Consider the following 16,028-nt stretch of genomic DNA (forward strand, 5'->3'; position numbering starts at 1 on the left):
CCCGTGCCGCTGCGCCCGCTGACCCGCACCGACGGCTACCTGCCGATCGAGGACCACGGACTGATCGGGGATGGCGTCACCTGTGCGCTCGTCGCCCGGGACGGCTCGATCCCGTGGCTGTGCCTGCCGACGTTCGACGGCGAGCCGTTCGTCGCGGGGCTGCTCGACGCCCGCCGGGGCGGCACCTTCGCCGTCACCCCCGTCGGGCTCCGGGAGGCGGCGCAGCGCTACCTGCCCGACACCGGCGTGCTCGTCACCGAGCTGCACACCGCCGACGGCGTCCTGGAGCTCACCGACTGCCTGCCGCTGCGGTCGGGCGCCGACCTCTCCGAACCGGTGCCCGCCGGGCGCGGCGAGATCCTGCGCACCGCCCGGGTGCTGTCGGGCTCGGTCGAGGTGGAGGTGCGGCTGGCGCCGAAGGACGGCGTGCAGGTGCGCTCGGAGCTCGAGGCCTGGCGGATCCGCTGGCCGGCCCGCCCCGACCTGGACCTGATGCTGTGGTGCTCGCACCCGCTGACGCTCAGCGGCGACGGCGCGATCACCGGCCGGGCGCGGCTCGCGGCCGGCGAGCGGCTGACCGTCACCCTCCAGTGGTCGGGGCAGACCCACACCCGCGCCCGCCGCGACCCGCAGCGGCTGGTCGACCAGACCGTCGCGTCGTGGCGGGCCTGGGCGGGCTGCCTGACCTACTCGGGCCCGCAGCGCGACCTCGTGCGGCGCTCGGCGCTGACCCTGAAGCTGCTCGACCACGTGCCCACCGGGGCGGTGATGGCCGCCGCCACCTCCTCGCTGCCCGAGGGCATCGGCGGGGAGCGCAACTGGGATTACCGCTACACCTGGGTGCGCGACGCCGCCTTCACCGGCTACGCGCTCAACCGCATCGGCATGGGGGAGGAGTCGCACGCCTTCCTGGCCTGGACGCTGCGCAACGTCGAGCGGCGCGGCGGGGTCGACATCATGTATGCCCTCGACGGCGAGCCGCCGGCGACCGAGTGGCTGGACGCCACGCTGTCGGGCTACCGCGGGTCCTCCCCGGTCCGCTGGGGGAACGGCGCGGCCCGGCAGGTGCAGAACGACGTCTACGGTGAACTGCTCGACGTCGCCTACCAGTGGGTGCGCGGCGGCGGTGAGGTGAGCGGGCCGCTGTGGATCTCGCTGCGGACGCTCGCCGAGCAGGCCATCGCCCAGTGGGGGACGCCGGACAACGGCATCTGGGAGATCCGCGACGCCGGGCGGCCGTTCACCTACTCGGTCGCGATGTGCCACGTCGCCGTCGACCGGGCGCTGCGGATCGCCGACCTGCTGGGGCTCCCGCACCCCCGGGAGCGCTGGCGCGCCGAGGCCGACCGGATCCACCGCACCCTGCTGGAGCAGGCGTGGGACCCCGACCGCGGCACGTTCACCGAGCACCTGACCCCGCCCGGCGGCGGCGACCGCGGTGGCCTGGACGGCTCGCTGCTGAGCCTGCCGCTGCGCCGGATCGTCCCGGCCGACGACCCCCGCATGGTCGCCACCACCGAGGCGGTGCGCCGCCACCTCGACGCCGGGGACGGGCTGCTCTACCGCTACCTGCACGAGGAGTCGCCCGACGGCCTGCAGGGCACCGAGGGCGCCTTCCTGCTCTGCAGCTTCTGGCTGGTCGACAACCTGGCCGGGCAGGGGCGCCTCGACGAGGCGCACGCGCTGTACGACTCGCTCTGCGGCCGGGCGACCGGGCTCGGCCTGCTCGCCGAGGAGGTCGACCCGTCGACCGGGGCCTTCCTGGGCAACTTCCCGCAGGCGTTCAGTCACGTGGGTGTGATCGCCAGCGGCTGGAACCTGGCCCGGGCCTCGGCCGCCGCGGACGGAGGAGGTGCGCGATGACCCGGACGCTGGTGGTCCTCGGCGGGACCGGTGACCTGACCGGCCGGCTGCTCCTGCCCGGGCTCGCCGAGCTCGTGGCCGCGGGCGTGCTCGCCGAGCCGGCCGGGCTGGTGGCGGTCAGCCGGGAGGAGTGGACCGACGAGGAGTACCGCGGCTGGGCCCGGGACCGGCTGGCCGAGCACGCGGCGCACGTGCCCGAGCAGGCCCGCGAGCGGCTGGTCCGCGGCCTGGGGTACCGGCAGGGTGACGTCACCGTCCCCGCCGACCTCCGGGCCGGCCTGGAGCGGGCGGGCGGCGTGCCGGTGGTCTACCTGGCGCTGCCGAACACCGTCTTCCTGCCCACGCTCGAGGCGCTGACCGAGGTGGGGCTGCCCGAGGGGGCGGTCGTCGCCGTCGAGAAGCCCTTCGGCCGCAACCTGGCGGACGCCCGGAAGCTCAACGAGGTGCTGCACCGGCTGGTGCCGGAGGAGCAGGTGTTCCGCACCGACCACTTCCTGGCGATGCAGACGGTGCTGAACATCCTCGGCCTGCGGTTCGCCAACCGGCTGTTCGAGCCGGTGTGGAACGCCCAGCACGTCGAGCGGGTGGAGATCGTCTTCGACGAGACCCTGGGGCTGGAGGGGCGGGCCGGCTACTACGACACCGCGGGCGCCCTGCGCGACATGCTGCAGAACCACCTGCTGCAGGTGCTGGCCGTGGTGGCCATGGAGCCGCCGGCCGCCCTGGACGCGCGCAGCCTCGCCGCCCGCAAGGCCGACGTGCTGCGCGCCGTCCGGTCGCCGGAGGACCCGCGGCAGGACACCGTCCGCGCCCGGTACACCGCGGGCCGGGTGGGGGAGCGGGAGCTGCCCGACTACACCGCCGAACCCGGCGTGCACCCCGACCGCGGCACCGAGACCTACGCCGAGTACACCGTCGGCATCGACAACTGGCGGTGGGCGGGCGTGCCCTTTCGGCTGCGGTCGGGCAAGGCGCTGGGCGCCGACCGGCACGAGATCGTGCTGCGGTTCCGGCCGGTGCCGCACCTGCCGTTCGGGCGGGACGAGGGGGCGGCGCAGCCGGAGCCCGACGTGCTGCGGCTGCGGCTGGACCCCGACGCGATCAGCCTCGAGGTGAACCTCAACGGCGCAGGGGACCCGTTCGACCTGGAGCGGCGGACGCTGGGCGCGGAGCTCCCGCCGCCGGCGCTGTCGGCCTACGGGCTGTTGCTGAAGGGGCTGTTCGCCGGCGAGGCGGCGCTGGCCATCAGCGACGTCGAGGCCGAGGAGTCCTGGCGGATCGTCGAGCCGATCCTCGCCGCGTGGTCCGCGGGCGAGGTGCCGCTGCAGGAGTACCCGGCCGGCTCCGACGGCCCCGAGGCGGGCTGACCGGGGGTGCGCCGCCTCGTCGGCCGCTGCGCGGTCGTCCTGGTCCCCGCCCGCCGCGCGAGTGCGACGAACTCGTGGCCATCAGCGGCTGATCGCCACGACGTCGTCGCGCTCGGCATGCGTTCCGCCGTCTCGTCGCGTGTAGCGTTCTCTAGCAAGGGAGCTAGAGAGCGGTAGAGCGGTTCAGAGAGCCGGGCGGCGCTCGCCGAACCGGGTCGCCCGCTCGAAGGCGTGCCCCACCTCGAGCACCCGGCGATCGGCCCGAGGCGCCCCGATGACCTGCAGGCCCACCGGCAACCCGTCGGGGGTGAAGCCGCCCGGCACCGACAGCGCCGGGCACCCGGTCGCCGAGATGACCGTGCAGGAACGCATCCACTCCAGGTAGTTCTCCTGGTGGACGCCGGCGATCTCGGTCGGGTACTCCAGCTCCACGGGGAAGGGGAGCACCTGCGTCGTCGGCGCGAGCAGCACGTCGTACCGCTCGAAGAAGGCGACCACCCGCTCGTACAGCGCCGTGTGCAGCCGCTCGGCGCGGGCCAGGTCGGAGCCGGTGAGCTTCGCGCCCAGCTCGGCGTTCCAGCGGATCGACTCCTTGACCTGGTCCGGGTGCCGCCGCGCCAGCTCGGAGAAGTTCGCGTCGAACAGCCACGCCCGGAGGGTCCCGAAGACCTCGTCCGCGCCCGTGAGGTCGGGGCAGGCCTCCTCCACCGACGCGCCCAGGGACTCGAACACGGCGACCGACGGCGCCAGGACGGCGGTGATCGCCGGGTCCACGGTCACCTGACCGCCCAGATCCGGTGCCCAGGCCACGCGGAGGCCGTCGAGGCGCTCGGGCAGGGGGGCGGCGAACCCGGACGGATCGTCCGCGAGCGCGATCGGCACGCGCGGGTCGGGCCCGGCGAGCACCGACAGCTGCAGCGCCACGTCCGCGACCGTGCGACCCATCGGGCCCTGCACCGACAGCTGCGACCACGCCATCGGCGCGGGCCACGTCGGCACCCGCCCCGGGGTGGGCCGCAGCCCGACGACGTTGCAGAACGCCGCGGGGTTGCGCAGCGAGCCGCCCATGTCGCTGCCGTCGGCGATCGGCACGAACCCCGCCGCCAGCGCGGCCGCCGCCCCACCGCTCGACCCGCCCGCCGAGAGGCCGTGCCAGTAGGGGTTGTGCGTCACGCCGAACACCGGGTTGAAGGTGTGCGAGCCGGCCGCGAACTCGGGCACGTTGGTCTTCCCGACCCGGACCGCCCCGGCGCCGACCAGGCGTGCCACCACAAGCTCGTCGGCGGCCGGCACGGTGTCGGCGTGCAGCGGCGAGCCCCACGTCGTGCGCATGCCGCCGGTGGCGTGGGTGTCCTTGTGCGCGACCGGGAGCCCGTGCAGGGGGCCGAGCGGCCGGCCCGCGGCCTGGGCGGCGTCGGCGGCGTCGGCGGCGGCGCGGGCGCCCTCGGCGTCCACGGTGACGACGGCGTTGACCTGCGGGTCCAGCCGCTCGATGCGGCGGAGGTGGGCCTCCAGCAGCTCGCGCGCCGACACCTCGCGGTCGCGGACCAGCGCGGCCAGCTCGGTCGCGGGGCGGGTGCAGAGGTCGTCGTCGGCGGTCACCCGGGCAGCCTGCCAGAAGCCCGGCCGCGCGTCGTCGCCGACCAGGGGGAACGATGGGCGGCGATGACCGACGAACTCCACCCTGCCGGCGACCCCACCGTCGAGGGCCCCACCTTCGAGGGCCACACCTTCGAGGGCCTGGGCCTGCGCCCGGAGCTGCTGCAGGCGCTGTCCGCCCTCGGTTACGAGGAACCGACGCCCATCCAGCAGCAGGCGATCCCGCCGCTGGCCGGGGGCCGCGACCTGCTCGGCCAGGCCGCGACCGGCACCGGCAAGACCGCCGCCTTCTCGCTGCCCGTGCTGCAGCGGATGCCGGCCCACCGCACCGACCGCACCCCGGTCGCGCTGGTGCTGGTGCCCACCCGCGAGCTCGCCGTCCAGGTGTCGGAGGCGCTGCACCGCTACGGCAAGGACCTCGGCGCCCGCGTGCTGCCGGTCTACGGCGGCGCCCCGATCGTGCGGCAGCTGCGCTCGCTGGAGTCGGGCGTGGACGTCGTCGTCGCCACCCCCGGGCGCGCCCTCGACCTGCTCAACCGCGGGGCGCTGCGCCTCGACGAGATCGCCACCGTCGTGCTCGACGAGGCCGACGAGATGCTCGACATGGGCTTCGCCGAGGACCTGGAGGCGATCCTCGACGCGACGCCGGAGGAGCGGCAGACGGTGCTGTTCTCGGCCACCATGCCGCGCCGCCTCGACGCGCTGGCCCGCCGCCACCTGTCCGACCCGGTGCGGATCACCATCGCCCGCGAGCGGGCGGCGCCCGGGACCGCGCCCCGCATCCGCCAGACCGCCTACGTGGTGCCCCGCGGGGCCAAGCCGGCCGCCCTGGGCCGGATCCTCGACGTCGAGGCGCCGGCCGCGGCGATCGTCTTCTGCCGCACTCGCGAGGAGGTCGACAGCCTCACCGAGACCCTCAACGGCCGCGGCTACCGCGCCGAGGCCTTGCACGGCGGCATGAGCCAGGAGCAGCGCGACCGGGTGATGGGGCGGCTGCGCGGGGGGACGGCGGAGCTGCTGGTGGCCACCGACGTCGCGGCGCGCGGGCTGGACGTCGAGCAGCTCACCCACGTCGTCAACTACGACGTCCCGTCGGCGCCGGAGTCCTACGTGCACCGCATCGGCCGGGTGGGCCGGGCCGGCCGCGAGGGCGTGGCGATCACCCTCGCCGAGCCCCGGGAGCACCGGATGCTCAAGACGATCGAGCGGGTCGCGGGTGCGCCGATCACCGTCGAGAAGGTGCCCACGGTCGCCGACCTCCGCGCCCGCCGGCTCGACCTCACGCGGGCCGCGCTGCGGGAGAGCCTGCTCACCGACGACCTGGACCGCTTCCGCGTCGTCGTCGAGACGCTCACCGACGAGTTCGACCTCGTCGAGGTCGCCCTCGCCGCGGTCAAGCTCGCGCACGAGGCGACGGGCCCGGTGGACGACGACGAGGAGATCCCGCAGGTCTCCTTCCGCCCCGAGCGCGATGGCGGGCGGGCCGGCGGCGGGCGCGACGGCGGGCGGCGGGACGAGCGACCCGGCCGGCCGGCGGGGCGTCCCGGCGGCGGCCCGGCCGCACGGCTGTTCGTCGGGGTCGGCCGGGACGCCGGCATCCGCCCGGGCGACCTGGTCGGTGCCATCACGGGGGAGACCGGGCTGACCGGGCGCGACGTCGGGTCGATCGAGATCCACCAGCGGTTCGCGCTCGTCGAGGTGCCCGAGGCCGCCGCCGACGAGGTCGTGCAGGCGCTGCGGGCCACGATGATCAAGGGGCGCAAGGCGCAGGTGCGGCGCGACCGCGGTCGCTGACCGGCGCGCGGCTCAGTCCTGGGCCGGGTCCTTCGGCACGGTGGGGGGCACGCGGGTCGGCCCGGCCGCGGCCGGCCGGGGCCGGTCCTGCGGGTGCAGCCGGACGGCGACCAGCGCGACGTCGTCCTCCGGGTGGCCGTCCACCAGCCGGTGCAGCAGTTCGTCGAGCAGGGCCTCCAGCGGCAGGTCGGCGAGCTCCTCCACCGCCGCCCGCAGCCGCTGGATGCCCTCGTCGAGGTCGGAGTCGCGGCGCTCGACGAGACCGTCGGTGTAGAGCAGGACCGTCGAGCCGCGCCGCAGCATGGCGACCGACTCGCGCCGCTGCGTGCCGGGGTCGACCCCCAGCAGCAGGTCGCCGGTCCACTCGCCCAGCTCCGCCACCTGCCCCTCCTCGGTGAGGACCAGTGGCGGCAGGTGGCCGGCGTTGGCCCAGCGCATGCGCGTGACGCCCTGCTCCACCTCGTCGGGCGTCTGCTCGAGCCGGGCGACCGCGGCGGTGGCCATGGTGGGGATCTGCAGGGTCGTCATCGAGGCGTCCAGCCCGCGCAGCACCTCACCCGGGCCGGCGTCGCTGTAGGTGGCGACCCCGCGCAGCAAGCCCCTCAGCTGCCCCATGGCCGCCGCTGCCTCGGTGTCGTGCCCCACGACGTCGCCGATGACCAGCATCGTCGCGCCGCCCGGCTGCAGGAAGGCGTCGTACCAGTCGCCGCCGACCCGGGCCGCCTCCGCGGCGGGGAGGTAGCGCACCGCAATCTCGGCGTGGTCGGGCTCCGGCGGCTCGGTGAGCAGGCTGCGCTGCAGCCCCTCGGCGAGCTGCTGCTGGGCGTTGTAGAGGCGGCCGTTGTCCAGGGCGAGGCCGGCGCGGTCGGCCACCTCCTGCGCGGTGGCCAGGTTCTCGGCCCGGGTCGGGGTCACCCGGGAGTAGTAGACGGTCAGCAGGCCCAGCGTGCGGTTGCGCCCGCGCATCGGCAGCACGACGGCCTCGCGCGGATCGAGGCGGGCCAGCAGGTCGCGGGACTCCCCCGGGGCGAGCAGGTCCAGCACCGCCGAGCCCAGGCTGCGCCGCTGCTCCCCGGTGCGCAGCGCGACGGCGGCGGGGGAGTCCGGCGGCATCGCGTCCAGCCGCACCTCGGTGTAGCGCTCCAGCACCGGGCGCAGCTCGGGATCGGCGTGCCAGCACCCGACGTCGCGGGGGCGGCCGTCTTCGTCGACGACCGTGACGATGCAGAAGTCGGCGAGCGCCGGCACGACGAGCTGGGGCAGGTGCTCCATCGCGCGGTGCTGGTCCAGCGGGCCGGCGAGGTCGGCGCTGACGCTGGCCAGCAGCGCCAGCCGCTGCGCCACCCGCTCGGCCTCCTCCTGCACCCGGCGCCGCTCGGTCACCTCCATGAAGTACACCGACAGACCGTCGGGGCTGGGCCAGGCCCGCAGCTCGAACCAGCCGTCCAGCGGCGCGGGGTAGTAGGCGTCGAAGGCGACCGGCTCACCGGTGCGCACGGCCTCGCGGTAGCGGTCTTCGAAGACGCTGTTCACCGCGTCGGGGAAGGCCTCCCAGAGCTCCCGCCCCAGCAGCTCGTCCCGGGTGGTCTGCAGCAACCGCTCGGCCTCGGCGTTGACGTGCGTGAACCGCCACTCCCGGTCCAGGCTGTAGAAGCCGGCGGGCATGGCCTCGAGGACGCGGGTGACGCGGGTGGCCTCCTCCCGCTCGCCGGTCACGTCGTAGGCGGTGCCCAGGATGCGGGTCGTGCGCCCACCCCCGTCGACCAGCGCCCGGCCGCGGGCGTGGATCCAGCGGGTCTCGCCGTCCGGGCGCACGATGCGGTAGGTGGCGTCGTACTCACCGCCGGTCTCCACGGCCTGCTGGAGCGCCTCGCCGACCCACTCGGCGTCCTCGGGGTGCAGGCGCGCGTTGAACGCGTCGATCGTCCGCCCGAAGTCCTCGCTGCCGTAGCCGAACATCGCGATGAGTTGCTCGTCCCAGGTCAGCTCACCGGTCTCCTGGTCCCAGTCCCAGGTGCCCACGCCGCCGGCCTCGGTGGCCAGCTCCCACCGGATGCGGTCGTCCTCGGACCGGCGCAGCAGCGCCGACAGCTGCAGCTCGGTCATGACCGAGCCGGCGAGCTGGCGCAGCGTCGCGATCTCCGAGCTCGCCCACGGCCGCGGCTCGGGGTCGAAGACGCACAGCGCGCCGACGGGGGCGCCCGTGGGATCGGTGAGCACGGTGCCGAGGTAGGAGCCCACGGTGCCGGACCGCACCGGCGGGAGGTCGCGTACGCGCTCGTCGGACCGTGCGTCGGGGACGACGAGCGCCTCCCCGGCGGGCAGCGACGCCGTGATGGTGCAGAGCGACTCCTCGAGCGGCCCGGTGGTGCCGACGGCCGCGGCGCCGGTCCCGGCGGCGACGTGCTGCACGTCGACGAGCAGCGACACCTGGCTGCCGCTCGTCCCCAGCAACCGGGCGGCGAGCTGCGCGAGCCGGTCGAGCCCGGCGCGGTCCCCGGTCGGGAGGATGCGGCGGGCGGCTGCCACCCGGGTGGGGTCCAGGCGCAGCTCGGCCGCGGAGCGCGCGCCGAGGCCCGGTCCCGCGTCGACCGTGCGGTCCGTCCCGTCCACCGAAGCCTTCCTGCCCGGCGGCCGCCGGATACGAGGTGCCCGTGCGCCGCGTGGTTCGGGCACGCCGGGTCCCCCGCAGTTATGTCACGGCGGGCCGGTTGCGTGCAACCAACCGCAGGGGCGGAGGGCGAGAGATGGGCCTCAGTGCGCGGGCACGACCAGCGTCAGCGCCGTTCCGCCGTCGTGTTCCACGTGCAACCCCGCCCGCCTCAGCAGGGTCCTGAGCCGCACGACGTCGCCCGGCTCGGCCGTGGTGGTGGCGAGCAGGCGGGCCAGCCGTCCCTTGTGCGCCTTGTTGAAGTGGCTGACCACGGCGCGCGTGCCGTCGGGCCGTTCGCTCAGCACGGTCACGGTGACCGCGCCGGGCACGGGTGCGAGCACGGCGTAGGAGCCGCTGCGCAGGTCGACGACCAGCTCGTCGACGCCGGCGAGCACCGGCCCGAGCGCCGGCTTCCACAGGGCGCGGAGGGTGGGCAGGCCGGGCAGCGCGGAGCCGGCCGAGAGGCGGTACGCCGGGATGCGGTCCCCGCCGGCGACCAGTCCGAAGAGGGCCGACCCCACGGCCAGCCGGCGGTCGGCCCGGGCCCGCTGCGCGCGGGTGAGCGAGCGCACGGCGAGCGCGTCGTAGAGCACGCCGGTGTAGCGCTCGAGCGCCGGGAGCGTGCCGGCGGTGAAGAGCGTGGCGTTGCGGGCGATCTCGTCGTCCTGCTTCGGGGAGAGCTCCAGCGCGGCACGGGACGCCGGGACGTCGCCGGCGAGCGCGACCAGCGCCTCGGCGAGCCCGGTCCGCACCGGTGTGAGCTCCGGTGCGGTGAGCGCCCCGAGGTCGAGCGGCGGGCCCTCGCCCCCGGGCGCCTTGGTCTCCGACGGGGGCAGCAGCACGAGCACGGGGCGCCAGCCTAGGCGCCCGTCAGCTCAGGTCGACGACCACCGGCTGGAACGCCTCTCCGACGGAATCAGGGCACCGGCCTGTTGTGTCATGAGCGGAGGGCGGTCACCGTCTCGACGAGGCCCTGGTTGTTCAGGGCGGTGAACACTTCGTCGACGCTCGTCGGCGGGCGGCGCTTGCTGTCGGCGATGCGCTGGATCTCGCCGAAGACGACCTCAGGGTTCAGGTCGACCATCGAGAGCAGGAACTCGTCGGCGCTGCGGGCCTCGATGTCCCACGCGGCGAGCTGCTCAGCCGGGAAGTCCTTCAGGTTGTTGGTGACGATGGTCTGGGCACCGACCTTGATCGCGGCGGCCAGGACGTGCCGGTCGTCGGGGTCCGGGAGGTCGAGGACCTCCTTCACCGGCTCGTAGCCGGTGACGAGGACATCCCGGATGGCCTCGTTCATGAGCGTGCGGGTACGCGCGAGCCGTTCCGGGTTCAGGTCGGGCCGCTCTTCGAGGAGATTGCGGAAGACCTCATCGAGGATCTCGTCGGTCCAGCGGGCGCGGACCAGCCCTGCCTGCGCGACCCGGATCAGCAGGTCGCGCAGGAGGCTGGGGTAGAGCACATTCGCGTCGTAGATGACGGTGACCGAAGTCACGTCAGAGGAGTTCCATCTCCTCGCTGAGCGCGGTCAGTTCGTCGGCGGCAGCGCGCCGCATGCGGTCGTCCTCGCGCATGTATCGCAGTAGAGAGTCGGCCTTGATCCGGCGATGGCTGCCCACCTTGCGATATTCGATCTCACCGCGGTCGAGCAGACCGATCAGGTAGGGACGCGACACGTTGAGCATGTCGGCGGCCTGCTGAGTGGTGAGTTCGGCGTGCGACGGGACCACCGAGACACCTTCGCCAGCAGCCATGTGCGCGAGGACTTGGGCGAGGAGTTCGACCGCCGCGCGGGGGACGACGAGGGTGTCCCGGTGCTCGTCCTCGACGACCAGGCGCACGGCGTCCTTGCGCTTGTGGGTGCGCAGGTAGTTCTTGACACTCTTCACCGCATCGGCCGCGGTCGTCACATCGGTTGCGTCGGGCTGGATCGGTGGGTCAAGCAGCGCCGTCATGATCAGCCTCTTCCTCTTCCTGGTGTGTTGGCGGAGCCGTAGCCGTGTGCTGCATCGTCGCCGGGAGAACACCCCCGACACAGCTGACAGCAGTATCCGCAGCAAACGCAATAAGCGCAACGCTCGTAGCGTCTATCGGCCGGTCCCGGCTGCTCCTCGACCCGACCGGGTGACCGGGCGCACCTGCTGGCCCCGCTACGGGCTTCCTGAGAGATCGGAGCCGATCGACTGCTGGCTGTGGGCCGCCTACGGGCACCTGATGCCGGACTCGGACGACCGGACGCGCAAGCGCCGTCGACGCGGCGTGGGACGCGCTCGGCAGGTCGTGTGCCCCAGATGTGCCCCGGGACGCCCCCTCGGTCCGCTAGTCAGCTCAGGTCGACGACCACCGGGGCGTGGTCGCTGGCGCCCTTGCCCTTGCGCTCCTCGCGGTCGATGAACGCGCCGTCGACCCGGGCCGCCAGGGCGGGGGAGCCCAGCGCGAAGTCGATCCGCATGCCCTCGCGGCGGGGGAAGCGCAGCTGGGTGTAGTCCCAGTACGTGTAGACGCCCGGGCCGGGGGCGTGGGGGCGCACCAGGTCGGCGTACCCGGCGTCGACCACCGCCTGGAAGGCCGCCCGCTCCGGCGCGGAGACGTGCGTGGAGGTGCTGAACACCGACATGTCCCAGACGTCGTCGTCCTGCGGGACGATGTTCCAGTCGCCGACGAGCGCCACCTGGGCGGCGGGGTCGTCGGCCAGCCAGCCCGCCGCGGTGCCGCGCAGCGCGGCGAGCCACTCCAGCTTGTAGGTGTAGTGCGGATCGGCCAGCGTGCGCCCGTTGGGCACGTACAGGCTCCACACCCGCACCCCGGCGCAGGTGGCGGCCAGCGCCCGCGCCTCGCAGCTGGTGTCCTCGCCCCAGCACGGCTGGCCGGGGAAGCCGACGGTGACGTCCTCCAGCCCCACCCGGGACAGGATCGACACCCCGTTCCACTGCGAGTAGCCGACGTGCGCGACCTCGTAGCCCAGCGCGGTGAACCGGGCCTCCGGGAACTGGTCGTCCCGGCACTTGGTCTCCTGCATGGCCAGCACGTCGACGTCGTGGCGCTCAAGGAAGGCGGCGACGCGGTCGGCGCGGGTGCGGATCGAGTTGACGTTCCAGGTGGCCAGTCGCACGCCGCGGAGCTTACGGAGGGCCACCGACGAGACGGTCCCGCGCCTGCGACCCCGGTGTCGCCGGATCGGGCGGTCCTGCGCGGATGGGCACCGTCGGCGCCCCCACCAGGCCGAACGGTGGGAGCATGGCCCGGTGAGCTGGTGCGCCGCAGGAGCCGCGGGATGACGGACGGGACGACACCTCTCTCCCCGCGACCGGGCGCACACCCGCCGGCACGGGTCCCGCGCCGCAGCTTCCGCGCCGCCCTCGGCTGGACCGTCCTCGGGGCGCTCGTGCCAGGGACCGGTCTCCTGGCGGCCGGCCGGCGGCGGCTCGGGGCGGCCGTGCTCACCGTGTTCCTCCTGCTGGTCGCGGGTGGGGTGTGGCTGGCCACCGCGGGCCGGCGGTTCGCCGCCCGGACCCTCGTCGACACCGACGTGCTGCTCTGGACGACGGTCGGCGTCGGCGTGCTGGCCGTGCTGTGGATCGCCGTCGTCGTGGCCGGCTACCGGATGCTGGTGCCGCCGGGCACCTCGCGCGGGCGGCACGTCGTCGGCGGCCTCGTCGTGGCGGTCCTCGTGGTGGCGATCGCCGTCCCGTCGGTCCTCGCCGGCCACCTGGCCAGCACGTCGCGCGACCTCATCGCCGGCGTCTTCGACGACGACCGGCAGTCGGCGACCGTCGACGAGGAGGACGAGGACACCGCCGAGCTGTTCGGTGGGCGGGAGCGGGTGAACGTGCTCCTGCTCGGGGGCGACGGCGGGGAGGGGCGCGAGGGCGTGCGCACCGACACCGTCATCGTGGCCAGCACCGACGTCGAGACCGGTGACACCGTCCTGTTGAGCCTGCCCCGCAACCTGCAGGACCTGCCCTTCCCCGAGGACAGCCCGCTCGGCGAGGTCTACCCCGACGGGTTCGACGCCGGCAGCGAGAGCGAGAGCCTGCTCAACGCCGTGTACCGCAACGGCCCGGCCTGGTACCCCGACGTCCTGGGCCCGACCGACGACCCGGGCGCCGACTTCCTCAAGCTCGGCGTCGGCGAGGCCCTGGGCCTGCGCATCGACTACTTCGTGCTCGTGAACCTCGAGGGCTTCAGCCGGCTGGTCGACGCGCTCGGTGGCGTCACGGTGAACGTGAACTACTACGTGCCGATCAACGGGGACCCGGGCACCGGCGAGCTGCCCGACGACTACATCGCGCCGGGCCGGGACGTCCGCATGGACGGCTTCACCGCGCTGCAGTTCGCCCGGGGCCGGTTCGGGCTCACCGACTACGACCGCATGGCCCGGCAGCGGTGCACGATCTCCGCCATCGTCGACGCCGCCGACCCGGTCACCCTCCTGCAGCGCTACCAGCGGCTGGCGGCGACCACCGAGGACATCGTCAGCACCGACATCCCGCGCACGCGGCTCGACGACTTCGTCGACCTCGCGTTCCGCGTGAAGGACGCCGAGATCCGCAGCGTCGTCCTCGACACCTCGGTGATCGACCCCGCCTACCCGGACTACGACCGGATCCGGGAGCTGGTCGACGAGGCGATCGAGCCGCGCACGCCCGTGCCCGCGGCCGGGACCCAGCCGTCGGGGGACGGCGCGGAGGTCACGGAGGCCCCCGAGCCGTCGGAGGGGCCGGTCACCGACGTCGTCGACGCCTGCGCCTACGACCCGGTGCGCGCGGCGGAGGCCCGCGCCGCGGGCGAGCCGCCGAGCAAGCAGGGCTGAGGGCCGCGTCGAGGGCGGGTCGGGGCGGGGCGGAGAATGCCGGTGTGCCCGCCGCCGTCGTCCGCCCCGTCTCCACCGTCGACGACGCGCTCCGCGCCGTGCTGCTGCGCTGCTGGACCGACGTCACCAACGCCGGCGGGGCGGTCGGCTTCGTGCCGCCGGTCACCGAGGACGACGTCGTGCCGCTGCTGGACAAGCTGCTGGAGGGGGTCCACTCCGGCCGGGACGTGCTCGCCCTGCTCGAGGTGGACGGGGAGACGGCGGGGTTCGCCAGCGTCGTCGGCTCGCTGAGCCCGCTGCGCCGCCACTGGGGCACCGTGCTGCGGGTGCAGGTGCACCCCTCGCGGCAGGGGCAGGGCCTGGGCCGGGTGCTGATGGACGGCGTGCACCGGATCGCCCGCGACCGGGGCTGGGAGTTCCTGCACCTGACCGCCCGCGGGGGCACCGGCGTCGACCGGTTCTACCGGGGCCTGGGCTACGTCGAGGTCGGCCGGCTGCCCGGCGCGATCCGCGTCGCACCCGGCGACGACCGCGACGAGATCGTCATGGCCTGCCGCCTCTGAGCGCCTGCCCCCGCTGAGACGCCGCGCGGCCCTGTCAGACCTGGACGGGAACCTCGCCCCGGGCCGCCATGCGCGCCCGCGTCCGCTCGCGGCTCTCCACGAACCTGGTGGCCTCGGCGTCGAGGCCGGTCAGGAACCCGGCCAGCTGCTCGCGGGCCTGCTCGCCGTCGGGGCCGAGGTCGTCGCGCTCGAAGACCTTCCAGGTGCGCAGGATCGGGCTGACCACCTCGTCGTGGTGGAGGCGCAGGTCGTAGATGCCGGCCTTCGCGATGATCGTCGAGTTCCGCCGGAAGTTCGCCATGTTCGCGCCCGGCATCTCGAAGGTCATGACCTCCTTGGCCACGGCCTTCATCATCTCGTCCGGGTCGATGTCGAACGCCGCCGTCACCAGGTTCCGGTAGAAGATCATGTGCAGGTTCTCGTCGGTGGCGATGCGGGCCAGCAGCTTGTCGGCGATCGGGTCGCCGGTGGCCCGGCCGGTGTTGCGGTGCGAGACCCGCGTGGCCAGCTCCTGGAACGAGACGTAGGCGACGGCCTCGAGGGGGCTCTTGTCGCCGGAGTCGTAGCCGGTGGTCATGTAGTCCATCCGGGCCCGCTCGAGCTCGACCGGGTCGACGCCGCGGGTGACGACGAGGTAGTCGCGCAGCGCGACGCCGTGCCGCCCCTCCTCCGCCGTCCAGCGGCCCACCCACTGCCCCCAGGCGCCGTCCCGGCCGAAGCGCGTGGCGATCTCGCGGTGGTAGCTGGGCAGGTTGTCCTCGGTCAGCAGGTTCACGAACATGGCGGCCTTGGCCGTCGCGTCGAGGCGGGACTGCTCCGGGGACCAGTCCTCCCCGCCGAGGAAGGCGAAGTTCCGCCCCTCGTCCCAGGGGACGTAGTCGTGCGGGTGCCACTCCTTCGCCATCCGGATGTGCCGGTCGAGGTTCTCGGCGACCACCGGCTCGAGCTCGGTCAGCACGGCTGCCTGCGGCGATGTCTGCGGCATGAGGACCTCCGGGTCGGCTCCGAGCTGCGTCGTCGCACCGTACGCCGACGTGGTCTCGGATCGGGCTCGTACGGGAGTTCCCCGTCCGGCCTGCCGCTACCCCTGCACCGACCATCCGGCAGGGTGGTGGGCATGACCGAACCCGCCTCCGGCACCCCCGGCTCGCGCAACGCCCGCCGGGAGCGGCTCGTCGGGCTGCTGGTGCTCGGCGTCGCCGTGGTCCTGCTGGTCTCGACCCCGACCTGGTTCGCCAGCGGCCAGGGCGGCGTGGCGATCGCGCAGCTCGCCGTGGCCGTGGTGCTCGCGGCCGTGGGGGCGTTCCTGGTCCGTCGCGCCGGCCGGGGCTGACCGCCCGGGCAGCCGTGGGGCCGCCCACCGGCGCCGCCGGGCCTCC

The 16,028-nt window shown here is 74.5% G+C and carries 13 protein-coding genes; 6 read left to right on the forward strand and 7 right to left on the reverse strand.

Annotation, left to right across the window (positions count from 1 at the left end; genetic code table 11):
• Window positions 1–3: 3 nt before the first annotated feature.
• On the forward strand, window positions 4–1,863 hold the full coding sequence (locus QOZ88_RS00115; protein WP_305997809.1) for a glycoside hydrolase family 15 protein: 1,860 nt from the start codon (window positions 4–6) through the stop codon (window positions 1,861–1,863).
• Window positions 1,860–3,230, forward strand: a complete 1,371-nt coding sequence (locus tag QOZ88_RS00120; protein WP_305997810.1) for a glucose-6-phosphate dehydrogenase — start codon at window positions 1,860–1,862, stop codon at window positions 3,228–3,230. The genes QOZ88_RS00115 and QOZ88_RS00120 overlap by 4 nt, the downstream gene beginning before the upstream one ends.
• Before the next feature lie 183 nt (window positions 3,231–3,413).
• Here the strand turns inward: QOZ88_RS00120 and QOZ88_RS00125 are convergent, their stop codons facing one another.
• Window positions 3,414–4,832 (reverse strand): amidase, encoded by a 1,419-nt coding sequence (locus tag QOZ88_RS00125; RefSeq protein ID WP_305997811.1) that lies wholly within the window; start codon window positions 4,830–4,832, stop codon window positions 3,414–3,416.
• Window positions 4,833–4,895: 63 nt separating this feature from the next.
• Here QOZ88_RS00125 and QOZ88_RS00130 point away from each other — a divergent pair, with 63 nt between their 5' ends.
• Entirely contained in the window at window positions 4,896–6,623 is a 1,728-nt protein-coding gene (locus tag QOZ88_RS00130; RefSeq protein WP_305997812.1) for a DEAD/DEAH box helicase, read from the forward strand.
• Between the two features lie 12 nt (window positions 6,624–6,635).
• Here QOZ88_RS00130 and QOZ88_RS00135 read toward each other — a convergent pair whose 3' ends face one another.
• The 5 genes from QOZ88_RS00135 to QOZ88_RS00155 all read right to left on the reverse strand — a co-directional run bounded on the left by QOZ88_RS00135 (window position 6,636) and on the right by QOZ88_RS00155 (window position 12,385).
• The gene (locus tag QOZ88_RS00135) at window positions 6,636–9,236 is read right to left on the reverse strand and encodes a SpoIIE family protein phosphatase (protein ID WP_305997813.1); all 2,601 of its coding nucleotides are present in this window, start codon (window positions 9,234–9,236) and stop codon (window positions 6,636–6,638) included.
• 141 nt (window positions 9,237–9,377) lie between these two features.
• Window positions 9,378–10,124 carry a peroxide stress protein YaaA gene (gene yaaA, locus QOZ88_RS00140; protein WP_305997814.1) on the reverse strand — a complete coding sequence of 249 codons (747 nt, stop codon included), beginning with the start codon at window positions 10,122–10,124 and terminating at the stop codon, window positions 9,378–9,380.
• Between the two features lie 89 nt (window positions 10,125–10,213).
• A complete protein-coding gene (locus tag QOZ88_RS00145) occupies window positions 10,214–10,768 on the reverse strand; it encodes a PIN domain-containing protein (protein ID WP_305997815.1) in 555 nt (184 codons plus the stop codon).
• 1 nt (window position 10,769) lies between these two features.
• Window positions 10,770–11,228 (reverse strand): helix-turn-helix domain-containing protein, encoded by a 459-nt coding sequence (locus QOZ88_RS00150; protein WP_305997816.1) that lies wholly within the window; start codon window positions 11,226–11,228, stop codon window positions 10,770–10,772.
• 368 nt (window positions 11,229–11,596) lie between these two features.
• Window positions 11,597–12,385 (reverse strand): exodeoxyribonuclease III, encoded by a 789-nt coding sequence (locus tag QOZ88_RS00155; RefSeq protein WP_305997817.1) that lies wholly within the window; start codon window positions 12,383–12,385, stop codon window positions 11,597–11,599.
• 162 nt (window positions 12,386–12,547) lie between these two features.
• Between QOZ88_RS00155 and QOZ88_RS00160 the strand changes: the two genes are divergently transcribed.
• Together QOZ88_RS00160 and QOZ88_RS00165 are read left to right on the forward strand one after the other, a co-directional pair.
• Window positions 12,548–14,086, forward strand: a complete 1,539-nt coding sequence (locus QOZ88_RS00160) for an LCP family protein (protein WP_305997818.1) — start codon at window positions 12,548–12,550, stop codon at window positions 14,084–14,086.
• A gap of 44 nt (window positions 14,087–14,130) precedes the next feature.
• On the forward strand, window positions 14,131–14,649 hold the full coding sequence (locus QOZ88_RS00165) for a GNAT family N-acetyltransferase (RefSeq protein WP_305997819.1): 519 nt from the start codon (window positions 14,131–14,133) through the stop codon (window positions 14,647–14,649).
• Window positions 14,650–14,683: 34 nt separating this feature from the next.
• Here the strand turns inward: QOZ88_RS00165 and QOZ88_RS00170 are convergent, their stop codons facing one another.
• Window positions 14,684–15,634, reverse strand: a complete 951-nt coding sequence (locus tag QOZ88_RS00170) for an acyl-ACP desaturase (protein WP_305997820.1) — start codon at window positions 15,632–15,634, stop codon at window positions 14,684–14,686.
• Window positions 15,635–15,766: 132 nt separating this feature from the next.
• Between QOZ88_RS00170 and QOZ88_RS00175 the strand changes: the two genes are divergently transcribed.
• Complete coding sequence (locus QOZ88_RS00175; RefSeq protein ID WP_305997821.1) at window positions 15,767–15,982, forward strand: hypothetical protein; 216 nt, start codon at window positions 15,767–15,769, stop codon at window positions 15,980–15,982.
• The last annotated feature ends 46 nt before the right edge of the window (window positions 15,983–16,028 follow it).

Source organism: Blastococcus carthaginiensis (assembly GCF_030731085.1).
In the GTDB taxonomy this organism is placed as follows: domain Bacteria; phylum Actinomycetota; class Actinomycetes; order Mycobacteriales; family Geodermatophilaceae; genus Blastococcus; species Blastococcus carthaginiensis.